Genomic DNA, 15,138 nt, shown 5'->3' with positions numbered 1-15,138 from the left:
TAATCAACGGCGGGAGGTGCTTGCCGTTTCTGTCCGTAAGGCAACCGTTAGAACAAGCCCAGCTGCGCCTTGGGGCGCTTGAGCAGCTCGCGGGCCTGGGCCACCTCAGCATCGGTCACGTCGACGGGGCCGGTAGGCTCAGGGCGGGGCACTTCGGGCGTTTCGCTACCGGTTTCGGTACTTTTGGGAAGTAGCGCACGCTTTTTGGCTACCTCGCGGCGCTGGGGCTCGGGGCCTTCGTCGGTGAGCAAGCTCAGGGCGTGGATTTTGTAGAAGTTGAGCTTGTTGCCCATGGCCTTCCAGCCCTTCACGTCGATGAACTCGCTCAGGGCAATTTTTTCCTTCTCCTTGTCGGCTTTCTTGTCGCGCTGAATGGTCACTTCCGCCAGTGGCTCGGGGTGGGCCGTCACGGCCAGTAGCTTGGAGCCTTTGGTTTCGGCAATGAAGGTGAAGCGCTTTTCCAGCGTGCTGGTTTCGATTTTGAAGCGCTTCACGTAGTGGATTTTGGTATCGCCGTCCACATACACGGCGCTCAGCACGGTATCGGGCTCCAGCTTGCGCAGAATCAAGATGTTGGGCACATCGAAGTGCAGCGCCGGGTCGGGCGACTTCAGCTCGTACGAGCCGTCTTTGTACACCACCAGCACCGTATTGTCAGTATCGAAGGCCCCTAGGTAGCGGCCGTGGGCCGAAGTGGTGAGGCGGCCCACCACGCTATCGAAGAACATTTCGCGCCCGCCCAGGGTGGAGTCGCCCCGCTCCTTCTGGGTGATTTTCTTGATGGGCTGCTTGGTCACAATGTTGCCCATCGAGCCCTTGCCTTTGATGGCCAGCTCGGCAAAATCAAAATCGAACTGCTTCACCCGCGCCGGAGCCTTGTCGGAAAGCTGAATGCTCACAATTTCCGATTCCGAGTTCGGGTTGGCCGTGAGGTAGAGCGTTTTGGTGCCCTTGGTGCCTTTGGTGAGGTCGTACACCTTGTCGCGCGTGATGCCCGATACCAGGAAGCGCTTGGCAAAGCTGATGCCCGAGGCCCCGTCGAGGTACACCATGTTGTACACCAGCCGGTCATCGTTCTTGTTGTAGACGCCGACGTGCAAAATGTCTTTGCCCACGAAGGTCTTTTCGGCAATTTTCGACACCGTGAACGTGCCGTCGCGCCGGATGGCAATGATGTCGTCCAGGTCGGAGCAGTCGCAGATGAACACCGCGTTTTCGTCCTTTTTCAGGCCGTAGCCCACAAAGCCGTCGGCGTAGTTCACGTACAGCTTCTGGTTGGCCACGGCCACTTTCTGGGCCGTCACTACGTCGAAGGTGCGGAGCTGGGTTTTGCGCTCGCGACCCGCGCCGTACTTTTTCAGCAGGCCCTCGAAGTAGCTGATGGCGTAGCGGGTGAGGTTGGCCAAGTGGTCGGCCACTTCGGCCAGCTCGGCTTCGAGGCGCTGGATGTACTCATCGGCCTTGAAACCGTCGAATTTCGAGATGCGCTTGATGCGGATTTCGGTCAGGCGCATCAGGTCGTCCGCTTCAATCGGGCGGCGGAGCACAATGCGCTGGTCGTCGGCGCGGGCTTTGTCCCCGGCCAGGCGCACAAACTTTTTCAGGCCCTTGTCAATGGTTTCGAGAATTTCCTCCCAGGTTTCGCACTCCTCAATCTTGCGGTAGATGCGGTTTTCAATGAAAATCTTTTCCAGCGACGCGTTGTGCCATTTTTCCCACAGCTCGTCCTGCCGGATTTCCAGCTCGCGCTCCAGCAGCCGCACCGTGGCTTTGGTGCTCTGGCGCAACACGTCCTCAACGCCAATAAAGCGCGGCTTGTCGTCGATGATGACGCAGGTGTTGGGCGAGATGCTGATTTCGCAATCGGTGAAGGCGTACAGCGCGTCCATGGTCAAATCGGGCGAGACACCGGCGGGCAGCTGCACCTGAATTTCCACGTCTTTCGCCGTGTTGTCGACCACCTTCTTAATCTTGATTTTATTGGCCTCGGCCGCTTTCACGATGCTTTCCATCAGCGCCGTGGTGGTGGAGCCGTAGGGAATGTCGCGGATGACGAGCAGGGTTTTGTCGACCTTCTCGATGGTGGCGCGCAGGCGGATTTTGCTGCCGCGCATGCCCGAGTTGTAGTTGCTCACGTCGCACAAGCCACCGGTCGAGAAGTCCGGAAACAGCTGCACCTCGCGGCCTCGCAGCACGTCGATGCTGGCCCGGCACAGCTCACGGAAGTTGTGCGGCATAATCTTGGTGCTCAGGCCCACGGCAATGCCTTCCACGCCCTGCGCCAGCAGCAGCGGAAATTTCACGGGCAGCGTGGTGGGCTCGCGCTTGCGGCCGTCGTAGCTGAGCTGCCACTCGGTGGTGTCGGGGTTGAACACCACGTCGAGCGCGAACTTGCTCAGCCGGGCCTCAATGTAGCGGGCGGCGGCGGCGCCGTCGCCGGTGCGCACGTCGCCCCAGTTGCCCTGGGTTTCGATGAGCAGGTCTTTCTGGCCCAGGTTCACCATGGCGTCGCCGATGCTGGCGTCGCCGTGCGGGTGGTACTGCATGGTCTGGCCGATGACGTTGGCCACCTTGTTGAAGCGGCCGTCGTCCATCTCTTTCATGGCGTGCAGAATGCGGCGCTGCACGGGCTTCAGGCCATCTTCGATAGCCGGCACGGCCCGCTCCAGAATCACATAGCTGGCGTAGTCCAGAAACCAGTTCTGGTACATGCCGCGCACCGTGGCCACGTCGTGGATGGTTTCGCCGGGGGCGAATTTGGGCTCCTCTTCGGTTTCCTCCACCAGCACGGGTTCTGCCTCTGGCGCATCGCCGGAGAGGCTGCCAAATAAATCGGCAGCTCCAGCCGACGAAGCGCTGGCGTCCGCGTCGAGCGGCGCATCGTCTGAAAATTCGGCCGGGGTTTCGGCATCCGCCGCCGCGGCCGGAGAAAAGGCCGAAAGGTCAAAATCCACCGAATCGCCGGGCTGCAAAAAATTTTGGTCGGAAGAGTCAGGAGCTGGAGTATCGAGAGTAGCCACGAGGGAAACGAATGAGGTCGGCAAACTGCCGTCAAAAATACCGGAATCAGCGCGGAGCGCAACAAATTACAATTCTTAGCCCGGCTGGAAAGTTCCCAAAAATATTAGCCTATTTCCAATAACGACTCCAGCCGGGCTAGTAGCAAACAGCGTTTATTTCTCAAAATAAGGCGTTTTAGTTTTGCAAAACAAGCTAATCTTGATAGCTATTTCTGCCAGACAGCCCGCCGCCAAAGCGCAGCAATTGGGTTGAACAGTCCAACACGAAAAAAGCCCGAGCCAAGGGCTCGGGCTTTTCCGTGGAATGTGTCGACTAGTCTACCCCTAGGCGACGCATCAAACGTACAATAAAAATTAGTTTTCACCAAATAGCTGATTGAATCAGCTATCAATTTTTACGTCTTGTAGGCCCTAAAATTTGGTTTTTATAAAATATATTTAATTATAAATCAATTAATTTATATGTCTTGAAGTTTTTTTTTCAGCTCTCGATAAGCTGGGCACTAGCATTGCTAACACTACCAATTCATGCTTGACCTAGACGACTTCAACTACCTCAGCAGTTGGCAGCACGTCGGAGGTGATGAGGTCTTTTTCCAGCCGCAGGTTCTCGATGATGAATTCCTGGCGGGCCGGCGTGTTTTTGCCCATGTAATAGGTGAGTACCTGCTGAATGCTGCGGTCCGATTGCAGGATGACGGGTTCGAGCTTGATGTTCTCGCCGATGAACTTGCCAAACTCTTCAGGCGAGATTTCTCCGAGGCCTTTGAAGCGGGTGATTTCGGGGTTCCTGCCCAGTTTGCGCATGGCTTCCTGCTTCTCCTGCTCGTTGTAGCAATAGATGGTTTCCTTTTTGTTGCGGACGCGGAACAGCGGCGTTTCGAGGATGAAAACGTGGCCGTTGCGCACCAAATCCGGAAAGAACTGGAGGAAGAACGTGAGCAGCAGCAGCCGAATGTGCATGCCGTCGACGTCGGCGTCGGTGGCCACCACCACGCGGTTATAGCGCAGGTGCTCAATACCTTCTTCAATGTTGAGGGCGTGCTGCAGCAGGTTCAGTTCCTCATTTTCATACACAATTTTCTTCTTCAGCCCGAAGCAATTCAGCGGCTTGCCGCGCAGGCTGAACACGGCCTCCAGTTCCACGTTGCGGCTCTTGGTGATGGAGCCCGACGCCGAATCGCCTTCAGTGATGAAGAGCGTGGTCAAAAGCTCTTTCTCGGCGCCGTCCTTGGCGTTTTCGCCCAGGTGGAAGCGGCAGTCGCGCAGCTTGCGGTTGTGCAGGTTGGCTTTTTTGGCGCGCTGGTTGGCCAGCTTTTTCACGCCGGCCATGTCCTTGCGCTCCCGCTCGCTCTGCTCGATGCGCTTGCGCAATTTCTCGGCGGCATCGGCATTTTTGTGCAGGTAGTTGTCGAGGTGCTCCTTGACGAAATCGAGGATGAAGCCGCGCACCGTGGGGCCGTCTTCGCCCATGTTCACGCTGCCGAGCTTGGTTTTGGTCTGGCTCTCAAACACGGGTTCCTGCACCCGCACCGAGATGGCGGCAATGATAGAGGCGCGAATGTCCGTGGCGTCGTAGTCCTTCTTGTAGAACTCGCGCACGGTCTTCACCACGGCCTCGCGGAACGCCGCCAGGTGGGTACCGCCCTGGGTGGTGTACTGGCCGTTCACGAAGGAATAATATTCCTCGCCGTAGTCGTTGCCGTGGGTCATGGCCATCTCAATATCCGGCGCTTTCAGGTGGATAATGGGGTAGCGCATGCTTTCCTCATCGGCTTTGCGGGCGAGGAGGTCGCGCAGGCCGTTTTCGGAGTAGTACTTCTGGCCGTTGAAGTTGATGGTGAGGCCGGCGTTGAGGTAGACGTAGTTCCAGATTTGATTTTCGAGGTACTCCGGGATGAAGCGGTAGTTCTTGAAAATGGTGTCGTCGGGCTGGAACGTGACGAGCGTGCCGTTGCGCTGGCTGGTTTTCTGGGGCTTGGGGTCGCTCACCAGCTTGCCCTGGGCAAACTCGGCGGCCTTCATAATGCCTTCGCGCACGCTTTGCACCAGGAAATAGCCACTCAAAGCATTCACGGCCTTGGTGCCCACGCCGTTGAGGCCGACGGACTTCTGAAACACCTTGCTGTCATACTTGCCGCCGGTGTTGATTTTGCTTACCACGTCCACCACCTTGCCCAGCGGAATGCCCCGGCCGTAGTCGCGCACCTGCACGCGGGAGTCCGAAATCTTGATGTCGATGGTGCGGCCGTGGCCCATGACGTGCTCGTCGATGCAGTTGTCGACGACTTCTTTCACCAGCACATAAATGCCGTCGTCGTACGCCGAGCCATCGCCGAGCTTGCCGATGTACATGCCCGGCCGCAGGCGAATGTGTTCGCGCCAGTCCAGCGAGCGAATGCTGTCTTCATTATAGCCGTGGTCGGGCATGGCGGGCGCGAGCGGTAATTGTTCGTCGTTCATTACAAAAAATACGTAAGCAGGGCAGTTTGGAGTAAAATAACGCAGAAAACGGCGGCGCGCCAAGCCAGCCCCTGCCAGTGAGCTTAGTTAGCCCCGCCAAATTATTTAGTTTCCAACACCGCAGTCCGGGCACTGGTTCACCCGGCACCGCGCCTTCCGCACCAATTCTCCACCCCCGGCTTCCTTATTTGATGTTAATGCTTCCTCGTCCCAATACCTTCAACCGCCCGCACAACATTCCTTCGGCCACGGAGCACCACGCGCCGGCCGAGGTGAAGCAGTCGCCGATTATCAAGTACACGTTTCTGTTGATTGGGCTGTCGCTGCTCGTGTTTGTGCTGCACAAGCTCGACGGGGTGCTGCTGCCCATCCTGTTTGCCGGCTTGCTGTCGGTACTGCTGCTGCCGTTGGTGGTCCGCTTCGAGGGCTGGAAATTTTCGCGCGTCTGGGCCATCATTGCCACCCTCCTGCTGCTGGTGCTGGCACTGGCCGGCTTGATTTATCTATTCGGCACCCAGCTCCTGACCTTGCGCGACGAGTTGCCCAAGCTGCAAGACAAGGCGCTGGTGTACTTCGACGAGTTTCAGCAGTGGGCCAGCGTGAAATTCGGCTACCACCCCATGAGCAAGGAAGAGCTGATTGCCACGTCGATGAAATCGGTAAAAAAGTCGGCGGGTGGCTACCTCGGCTCCACGCTGAGCCTGACGGCCGGCATTCTGAGCGTGACGACGCTGGTGCCCATCTACATTTTCTGCTTTTTGTATTACCGCGACCACATGCGCCAGTTCATGTTCCGCTTTGTGGCACCCGACAAGCGCACCACCGTGCTGCACACCATGGACAGTATCCAGACCGTGGTGCAGGCTTACATCCAGGGGCTGCTCACGGTCATTGTGGTCGTGTCGGTACTGAATGCCATTGGGCTGCTGCTGCTCAGCGTGAAGTTTGCCATTTTCTTCGCGGTTTTTGCCTCCGTCATGGCCGTCATTCCCTACATCGGCATCATGGTGGGCGCCACCATTCCGGCCTTGGTCACGCTGGTCGAAACCGGCTCCTTGGGCAAGGCAGCGGCCGTGGTGGGCGTGTTTATGTTCGTGCAGTTTCTGGAAGGCAACTTCATTACGCCCATGATAACGGGCTCCAAAGTAAGCATCAACCCCATGGCCGCCATCGTGGCCCTCATTCTGGGGGGCGAGCTGTGGGGCACACCGGGCATGATTCTGAGCATTCCATTGGTGGCCGTACTCAAGGTGGTGTTCGATGCCAGCAAAACCACCGAGCCCTGGGGCTTCCTGCTGGGTGATGTGACCGAGGGCGAGGAAACGCCCAAAGATAAGTCGGACGATAAACCCGGCGCCTTGCGCAAAGCCTGGGGCACGTTCTGGCACATGGTGAAGCGGATGTAAAGAGGAGTTAGGGAAGCGTTTTTGAAGGCGATGCCGCGCGGGGCCGAAGCATAACCTGCTGGTTTTACGCCGCTGTCACTTTCTGCAACCTTCTACTAGGCTACGTTTGTTAGCATTCCTACCGACCACCTTCTGCGCGCCGCTTTGTACGCCATTATCGACCTTGAAACCACCGGCGGGCAGCCCACCCAGGACCGCATCACCGAAATAGCCATCTACATTCACGACGGCGAGAAAATCGTGGACGAGTACGCCACCCTGCTCAATCCGGGGCGGGCCATTCCACCCTTCATCACACAGCTCACCGGCATCACCAACGACATGGTGAGCGACGCGCCCAAGTTCCACGAAGTGGCCCGCAAGGTGGTGGAAATGACCGAAGGCTGCGTATTTGTGGCCCATAACGTGCGCTTCGATTACTCCTTTCTGAAGAAGGAGTTTGCCGACCTGGGCTACAACTACTCGCGCAAAACGCTGTGCACCGTGCGCTTGTCGCGCAGCCTCATTCCGGGCCAGCCCAGCTACAGCCTCGGCAAGCTGTGCCAAAACATCGGCATTCCGCTCGAAGGCCGGCACCGCGCCGCCGGCGATGCCCACGCCACCGCATTACTGTTCGGCAAGCTGCTCAAAATCACGTCCGAAAGCGAGGACCTGCCCCACGGCGCCGATGCGAGCCATACCCTGGCCCGCGTAGATGCCCTCGCCCCGGCCGGCCGCAGGCCCGACGGTACCAAAGCCCCGTCGCCCAAGCGCGTGGCCGCCGTGCAAACCGCCATCCGCGAGGCGTTGATGCCGCCGCTGCTGCCGGCCGCCGTGGTGGCCAGCCTGCCGCAGGCCACGGGCGTGTACTACTTCCACAACGAGGCCGGCGAGGTGATTTACGTTGGCAAATCCATCAACATTTACAAGCGCATCCAGCAGCACTTTGCCGTGGATGTGAAGTCGCGCAAGAGCCTGGAATTCAAGAATTCTATTGCCGACATCACGTGGGAGTTGACTGGTTCGGAACTGGTGGCGCTGCTCTACGAGTCGCACCTCATCAAGCAGCTCAAGCCGGCGTATAACCGTGCCCAGCGCCGCTCGGTGTTCCCGGCAGGCATCTACCTGCGGGTCGACGAGCAGGGCTACAAGCGCCTGGCCTACGGCCGCGCCGACGCCCGCAACGCCGAAATCCCCATCATTGCGCTCGGCAATCAATACAAGGCCCAGGGCTTTCTCTACCACAAAGTGGCCAAGTATAACCTCTGCCAGAAGCTGTGCGGCCTTTACAAAACCCAGGGCCCGTGCTTCGACTACCAGGTGCACCGCTGCCAGGGCGCCTGCGTGGGCCAGGAACCCCCCGAAACCTACAACTTACGGGTAGACGAAGCCATCGACAGCATCAGCTACGACCACGAGACGTTTGTGGTCATCGGGGCCGGCCGCACCGAATTGGAAAAGAGCATTGTGCTGGTAGAAAATGGCCGCTACCGGGGCTTCGGCTACGTTGATGAAACGTTCACCGCCCGCAAGCTGGCCGATTTCAGGGACGTAATCCGACCCTATATCGATAATAAGGACGTGCAACAGATTATCCGGCAGCACCTGCGCACCAAACACAAGGGCGAACGGGTGAAGGTATTTGGGTAAGGGCTTTCGCGCATTAGCCAAAACCAGAAGCGTCGCCCGAAATGCATCGGGCGGCGCTTCTGGTTTTAGGTCAACCGTTATTTCTTCCCTGCCACAATCTCATCCACAATGAGCGGGTCCAGGAGGGTGGTTACGTCGCCGAGGTTGCTGGTTTCGCCTTCGGCTACTTTGCGCAGGATGCGACGCATGATTTTGCCGGAGCGGGTTTTGGGCAGGCCGCTTACGATTTGAATTTTGTCGGGCTTGGCGATGCGGCCAATTTGCGCCACCACGGCTTCGAGGATGCTGGCTTCAGCCATTTGCACTTCCAGCTCGGTGGTGGGCAAACCGTTTTGGCAAATGACGTAGGCGTAGATGCCCTGCCCCTTCACATCGTGCGGGTAGCCCACCACGGCGCTTTCCACTACGTAGTCGCTCTGGTTGATGGCATTTTCGATTTCGGCGGTACCGAAGCGGTGCCCCGAGACATTGATAACGTCATCGACGCGACCGATGATGCGGTAGAGGCCGTTTTCGTCGCGCCGGGCGCCGTCGCCGGTGAAGTAATAGCCGGGGTAGGGCGTGAAATACGTCTGACGGGCCCGCTCGTGGTCGCCCCAGGTGGTACGGATGACGCCCGGCCAGCTGGCCTTGATGGCGAGGTAGCCTTCCTGGTCGTTGCCTTCGATTTCGGTGCCGTCCTGGTTGAGGAGTACGGGCTGCACGCCGGGCAGTGGCAGGCCGGCGCGGGCGGGCACGCTGGGCGTGATGCCGGCCAGGGCCGAAATCATGATGCCGCCGGTTTCGGTCTGCCACCAGGTATCCACGATGGGGCAGCGGCCCTTGCCCACGTGCTGGTGGTACCAGTGCCAGGCCTCTTCGTTGATGGGCTCGCCCACCGAGCCGAGCACGCGCAGGCTGCTGAGCGAATAGGCCAAAACGTGGTCGACCGGATGGGCCATGAGGGAGCGGATGGCCGTGGGCGCGGTGTAGAAAATGGTAACGCGGTGCTTGTCAATTACCTCCCAGAAACGGCCTGGCGACGGGAACGTGGGCACGCCCTCAAACAGCAGCGTGGTGCTGCCGGCCAACAGCGGGCCGTAGAGGCCATAAGTGTGGCCCGTCACCCAGCCGATGTCGGCGGTACACCAGTACACGTCGTTTTCTTCCACCTGAAACACGTTGCGGAAGGTGTAATCGGCCCACACCATGTACCCGGCCTGGGTGTGCACCACGCCCTTGGGCTTGCCGGTGCTGCCGCTGGTGTAGAGGATGAACAAGGGGTCTTCGGCGGCCATTTCTTCGGCGGGGCAGTCGGTTGGGATGCCTTTTGCCTCATCGTGGTACCACACGTCGCGACCGGCTTTCCATTGCACGGGCCAGCCGGTGTGCTCCACCACGATGACGCAGCGCACGCCGGGGCATTGCTCCAGGGCTTCATCGACCACGCTTTTGACCGGAATTTGCTTAGCGCCGCGGTTGAGGCCGTCGGCGGTGAGGACGAAACGGGCATCGGCGTCGTTGATGCGGTCGGCAATGGCGGTGGCCGAGAAGCCGGCGAACACCACCGAATGCACGGCCCCGATGCGGGCACAGGCCAGCGTGGCGATGGCGAGCTGCGGAATCATGGGCAGGTAGAGCACCACCCGGTCGCCTTTCTGCACGCCGTTTTTCTTGAGTACGTTGGCAAACTGGCACACCTGCTCGTGCAGCTCACGGTAGGTCAGGCGCAGGTGGCGGGTTTTGGGGTCATTCGGCTCGAAAACGATGGCCAGCTTGTTGGCCCGCTGGGCAAGGTGGCGGTCGAGGCAGTTCTCGGTAATATTGAGCGTAGCGCCATCGAACCAAGTGCTGGTACCAGCGGGCGAAAATTCGCCACCACGGACCGATTTCCACTTTTTACGCCAGGTGAAGGGCTCGGCTACGGTGGCCCAAAAGGCGTCGGGTTCGGCAACGGACTGCTGGTAGTCGGCTTGGTATTCTTCTGGCGTGCGGGTGCGAATGGCGGACATTTGGGAGGAATGATGAGTGTTGAATGACACGTTATAAGTTGGTAGAGGCAGGAAATGCGGGATTGCATCGCACGGAGGCCTGCTTGGGCTAAACGAAACGCTGCTCATGCCGGACTAAATTCGGCTCTCCACAAACTAAATCCCGGCAGTACAAATAGTGTTTCGGGCCTATCTACCTCCTTGTCGGCGCACACTAACACTTGCTGCTTGGTTCCGAATCGGTGCTTGGGCACACCGAACGGCCTAGAGCATGGCCGGGGCTGGGTTAGGGACCTAAAATATGCGTCAGTGCCGTGCCGACGCTGTTGCCATCGCTAGGCCGCGTCGGGCTGGTCTTCCATCAGTTTCACGTTGCGCACGTCCTTCATGTAGGCTACGCCCACGCAGAAGCAAATCAGGGCGATAACCACCGGGTAAATCAAGCCCACAATACTGCTGTGCTCTTTGGCAAATGTGCCGGCTGGTTGCGCCGCCGCCCACACTCCAATGGACGTGGCGACCAGCGGCACGAAGCCCCCGAAAATGCCGTTACCAATGTGGTAGGGCACCGACAGCGAGGTGTAGCGCACCTTGGTGGGGAACAGCTCGACGAGGTAGGCGGCAATGGGGCCGTACACCATGGTCACGAACAGCACAAGGCAGAACACCAGCGCAATCATGGCCGGTACGTTGGGCGTGAGGGCTTTCATCACGGCCGGCACGGCTTGGCCCGCGGCATCGACCGTGGCGGGCGTGATTTCGGTAAGCGGCCCGGCAAAGGCCTTCAGGCCGTAGAAAAGCGGCATGGTGAACAGCGCCCCGCAAATCATGCCCGTCATGATGATGCGCTTGCGCCCAATGCGGTCCGACAGCGAGCCGAAATACACGAACAACGGCGTGGCCAGCAGCATGGCCACCACCATGATGATGCTCGAATCGACAATGTCCAGCTTCAGCGTGGCATTCATGAAGGTGAAGGCCTGAAACTGACTGGTGTAGAATATAACGCCCTGGCCCATGGTGACGCCAAACAGCGCAATGAGCACCAGCCGGCGGTTGACGGGGTTCACGAACGAGTCGCGCAAGGGGCTCTTGCTGGTGGTGCCGGTGGCTTTGGCCTTGGCAAACAGCGGCGACTCGTGCAGTTGGCGGCGGATGTAGTACGAGGCAATAACCAGAAAGCCCGACAGCAGGAACGGAATGCGCCAGCCCCACTCCTTGAAGGCGGGCTCGCCCAAGACTTTGCGGGTGATGAGGATGACGGTAATGCTGAGAATCAGCCCGCCGGTAGCCGTAATCTGGATGAAGCTGGTGTAGTAGCCCCGCTTCTGGTCGGGCGCGTACTCGGCCACGTAGGTGGCGGCCCCGCCGTACTCGCCGCCCAACGCCAAGCCCTGCAACAGGCGAAGAATTACGACGATAACCGGGGCGGCAATGCCAATGGTGTCGTAGCTCGGAATGAGGCCGGTGATGAATGTGGCCCCGCCCATTATCAGCAGCGTGACCAAAAAGGTGTATTTCCGCCCAATCATGTCGCCGATGCGGCCAAAAAACACGGCCCCGAATGGCCGCACCACAAAGCCCGCCCCAAACACGGCCAGCGCCCCGAGCAAGGACTTGGTGAGGTCGCCGGCCTGCCCAAACAGCACCGGCCCGATGATGGCCGCCAACGAACCGAAAATGTAAAAATCGTACCACTCAATCACCGTGCCCACCGACGAGGCCGTGATAACCTGCCAGATTTGGCGAGTGGGCGTCGTGTTGTTGTCGTGCGCCACCGCCGTTCCATCGGGCTGGGTTAAACGTTGTTCTATGGGCATCGGGTTGAAAGGGTTTTGATTGGGTGGGAAGAAAAGATTGGGAACGGAAGCCAAGGTACTGGCCGCTGCCAGCAGTTTACAAATACACCTGGAACTGCATGGTCACTTCAGGCCGGTATTGCACGCTGTTCACGGTAGCGGCGCCGTTGTTGGCGGGCAGGAAAACCTGGTCGGAGAAATCGGGCCGGGCGCGGTAGTTGAGGGTAATTTTGGCGTTGTGGCCATCCAGCAGCAGGTTGAGGCCGGCATCGTACACGTTCACCGCTTTGCGGGTGCCATCCGGGTTCAACAGGCCCTCCAGGCTATTGTGCAGATAGGTCACGTAAGGCTGCAGGCGCGCCTTGGGTCCGAGCAGTTTGCGGGGCAGCAGCAGGCCGCTTTGCAGGTAGTAGGTGTGGCCCGTGCCAATGACCGGGAAGGCATTGCCCGTGAGACTGGCCGGCCCTGTGCCGCCGCCAATGCCCGTCCCCGGATTGATAACACCAACGTTGCGGACGTAATTGGGCCCAAAATCGTAGTTATAGTACACCCCATACACCGTCAGCGAGGTGTTCGAGGCCGTATCAATGGGCGCGTCGTAGTACACATCGGCGCCGAAGAGCTTGATGTCGTGCGTAGTGGTGAGCGAGTACGGGTCGAAGCCCTTGGGCGTGGGCGTGGTGCCGGCGGGCTGGGGCGTCAGGTCGGAATACGGATAGTCGGCCGCGCGCGAATACGTGGCGTTAGCGTTGTAATGAAAGCCCGCGCCGATATTCAGCACCCGTTTGGTGCCGAGGTAGGTGCCAACGGTCATGGGCACCAGATTGGCCTCTTTTTCCAGAAAAGCATACGAGAAATACCCTTGGTAAATTTTGCTGGTATTCCGGGGGTTGAACTGGGCCACGTTGGTTCGCAAACCGCTCGGGTTGGTGGCCGAAACGGGCAGCGGGTTGCTGGCCTGGTTGGTCAGAAACGCATCGTCAACGGCCAGTCGGTAGTCAAAATTACCAATGCGGCCTTTGCCATAAAAACCCAGAAAGTAGCTGAATTGGTCGGTCTGGTCGACCGTCGGAAAGTTCACCGTGGGAATGTCGATGGCCACCATCGAGGCCGTGCTGGCCGCGGTGAAGCGTGAAACTCCTGCCTGAGCGTGCAGGCCGCCGCCAATGTTCAGGTATTTGTTGATGCGGTATTCGGCCACGGCCTGGTGCAGGTACAGGGGCGAGCGTTTGCCGGGCCCGTTGGGGTCGTTGGGCACACCGCCGCTCACGGCAGCCTGGTTTTCCATGCCCAAGTCAATGTAAGTCAGGAACCGGGCGTTGAGCTGCGCCAGTATCACCAGGCGCGAGCGGCGCAACGAAAAAGCCAGCTGGTCGCTCGTGAGCTTGTTGTTGCGCAAGGTGTTGCTGTTGTTTTCATTGTATTGGGCCCACACCTGCGTCCAGCCCTGAAAGCGCAGGTATTTGGAGCCATCGGGCGAGAGGTTCACCTTCATGCCTGCGCCATACGGCACGGGTTTGGGCGGTGCCGGGGGCACCGGCGCCGCCTCGGGCGGCTGGCCGGGGGTTCTGGTCACGGGCGGCACCGTTTGGCCAATGGCAGCGGTGGCGAGCAACAGGCCGCCAACCGGCAGGATATAGCGTAGTCTTTGGGTCATAAAAGTGAAGGTAGGGCGTTGTGGTCGCGAAAGTTAAGCTGGTATTAAAAATTTTAATGTAGCAAAGCTATGTTGACTTTCCGAAGCGGTTTGGGAAGTGGTGTCATGGGTATGGTGCTTTGTTGCGCGCGGCCTCCCAGATTAAAAAGGAGTTTCCGTTCCGGGCACAGGCTTACTGCTGCTTTCCCGCCAGCACCGTGGCCAGCAGCGCATCGACGGCCAGCCCCAGCCGCCGCATATCCAGCCGCCCCAAGGTATCGGTAGACTGGTGGTAGTTCTGGTTGCGATAAAAAGCGGTGTCGGTAAGCAGCACGGCGGGGTAGCCAAAACGCCAGTAGTTGAGGTGGTCAGAGAAGTCGATGCCCGGCAGCCAGGCAGGCGCTTTAAATCGTTTGACGGGCAAGTGAGCATGGGCCCGGTAGTGGCGCGCAAACCGCCGGCCGAAGCGACCGTTGCCGAATTTCTGGGCCACCGTCACGTAGTTGCCCCGGCTGCCGTACACGAATTTTAGCGGCCCGATGGGGTAGTGCTGCGTGCCGCGCCGGTCGTCGAAATACCCCAGCATTTCGAGCGCCACCATCCCCTGCACCGGCACACCGGCGGCTTTTAGACCAGCGGCATGCACGTAGCTCCCCATCTGTTGGGTACGGAAAAACGGTGGTTCTTCCAGGGTATAAGCGACCAAATCAATTCGATACAGCAGCGCCGCTTGTTGGCCCAACAGGCGCGCCAGCTCCAGCAGGGCGGCCACGCCAGTGCCGTTGTCGTCGGCGCCGGTTTGGTTGCCGCACACATCGTAGTGCGCCCCAATGATGAGCCGAGGGCCGGTAGCGGGCCCAAACGAGCCCAGCACGTTGCGGTAAGTCTGCCCACGCACGGCATAAGGCTGTCCGCCAACTTCGTAGGCCCCAGCCGTCCGCAGCTGCTGTGCCAAATAAGCCGCTACGGAATCGAGCACGGCCGGATGCTGGTAGTTGCGAGGCTGCTCCGTGCTGGTCAGATACCGGAGGTGCTGCCGCAGCCGGGCGGTATCGGCTGCGGGTGGCGTGGGGCCGTTTTGCGCAGCCTGGGCCGCCATATTAAACCCGGAGAACACTAAAAACAGCAACGCCTTGTACATGCGGCTAAAGCTACGGCCTGGCGCATAATCCCAAAGCGACGGCTTCGTTCGGCCGCTTCGGTGTTTCCTTTGCA

8 protein-coding genes are annotated in these 15,138 nt (G+C 59.4%); 2 read left to right on the top strand and 6 right to left on the bottom strand.

Annotated features, from left to right (window positions below; all coding sequences use genetic code 11):
• Positions 1–47 precede the first annotated feature (47 nt).
• Together JKL48_RS16650 and JKL48_RS16645 are read right to left on the bottom strand one after the other, a co-directional pair.
• Entirely contained in the window at positions 48–2,783 is a 2,736-nt protein-coding gene (locus tag JKL48_RS16650; RefSeq protein WP_449555696.1) for a DNA gyrase/topoisomerase IV subunit A, read from the bottom strand.
• 774 nt (positions 2,784–3,557) lie between these two features.
• Positions 3,558–5,483 carry a DNA topoisomerase IV subunit B gene (locus tag JKL48_RS16645; protein ID WP_201984837.1) on the bottom strand — a complete coding sequence of 642 codons (1,926 nt, stop codon included), beginning with the start codon at positions 5,481–5,483 and terminating at the stop codon, positions 3,558–3,560.
• A gap of 197 nt (positions 5,484–5,680) precedes the next feature.
• Between JKL48_RS16645 and JKL48_RS16640 the strand changes: the two genes are divergently transcribed.
• Together JKL48_RS16640 and JKL48_RS16635 are read left to right on the top strand one after the other, a co-directional pair.
• Positions 5,681–6,889, top strand: coding sequence for an AI-2E family transporter (locus JKL48_RS16640; protein ID WP_201984835.1), 1,209 nt, complete (start codon positions 5,681–5,683; stop codon positions 6,887–6,889).
• A gap of 144 nt (positions 6,890–7,033) precedes the next feature.
• The gene (locus JKL48_RS16635; RefSeq protein ID WP_201984833.1) at positions 7,034–8,518 is read left to right on the top strand and encodes an exonuclease domain-containing protein; all 1,485 of its coding nucleotides are present in this window, start codon (positions 7,034–7,036) and stop codon (positions 8,516–8,518) included.
• A gap of 77 nt (positions 8,519–8,595) precedes the next feature.
• Here JKL48_RS16635 and acs read toward each other — a convergent pair whose 3' ends face one another.
• The 4 genes from acs to JKL48_RS16615 all read right to left on the bottom strand — a co-directional run bounded on the left by acs (position 8,596) and on the right by JKL48_RS16615 (position 15,064).
• Entirely contained in the window at positions 8,596–10,509 is a 1,914-nt protein-coding gene (gene acs / locus JKL48_RS16630) for an acetate--CoA ligase (RefSeq protein WP_201984825.1), read from the bottom strand.
• A 314-nt stretch (positions 10,510–10,823) separates the two neighbouring features.
• Complete coding sequence (locus JKL48_RS16625; RefSeq protein WP_201984822.1) at positions 10,824–12,308, bottom strand: MFS transporter; 1,485 nt, start codon at positions 12,306–12,308, stop codon at positions 10,824–10,826.
• A gap of 76 nt (positions 12,309–12,384) precedes the next feature.
• Positions 12,385–13,944 carry a hypothetical protein gene (locus JKL48_RS16620; protein ID WP_236668860.1) on the bottom strand — a complete coding sequence of 520 codons (1,560 nt, stop codon included), beginning with the start codon at positions 13,942–13,944 and terminating at the stop codon, positions 12,385–12,387.
• 172 nt (positions 13,945–14,116) lie between these two features.
• The gene (locus tag JKL48_RS16615) at positions 14,117–15,064 is read right to left on the bottom strand and encodes a M28 family peptidase (protein WP_201984814.1); all 948 of its coding nucleotides are present in this window, start codon (positions 15,062–15,064) and stop codon (positions 14,117–14,119) included.
• Positions 15,065–15,138: the final 74 nt, after the last annotated feature.

Origin of the sequence: Hymenobacter rubidus (assembly GCF_016734815.1) — a bacterium.
Classification (GTDB): Bacteria; Bacteroidota; Bacteroidia; order Cytophagales; family Hymenobacteraceae; genus Hymenobacter; species Hymenobacter rubidus.
The sequence above is the reverse complement of the archived record's forward strand: the minus strand, read 5'-3'. Positions and strand labels throughout refer to the sequence as shown.

Bases quoted from the DNA above. Each gene is read 5' to 3' on its own strand.
- JKL48_RS16620 (WP_236668860.1), bottom strand. From the start codon at position 13,944: ATGACCCAAAGACTACGCTATATCCTGCCGGTTGGCGGCCTGTTGCTC.
- JKL48_RS16625 (WP_201984822.1), bottom strand. From the start codon at position 12,308: ATGCCCATAGAACAACGTTTAACCCAGCCCGATGGAACGGCGGTGGCG.
- JKL48_RS16640 (WP_201984835.1), top strand. From the start codon at position 5,681: ATGCTTCCTCGTCCCAATACCTTCAACCGCCCGCACAACATTCCTTCG.
- acs (WP_201984825.1), bottom strand. From the start codon at position 10,509: ATGTCCGCCATTCGCACCCGCACGCCAGAAGAATACCAAGCCGACTAC.
- JKL48_RS16615 (WP_201984814.1), bottom strand. From the start codon at position 15,064: ATGTACAAGGCGTTGCTGTTTTTAGTGTTCTCCGGGTTTAATATGGCG.
- JKL48_RS16645 (WP_201984837.1), bottom strand. From the start codon at position 5,483: ATGAACGACGAACAATTACCGCTCGCGCCCGCCATGCCCGACCACGGC.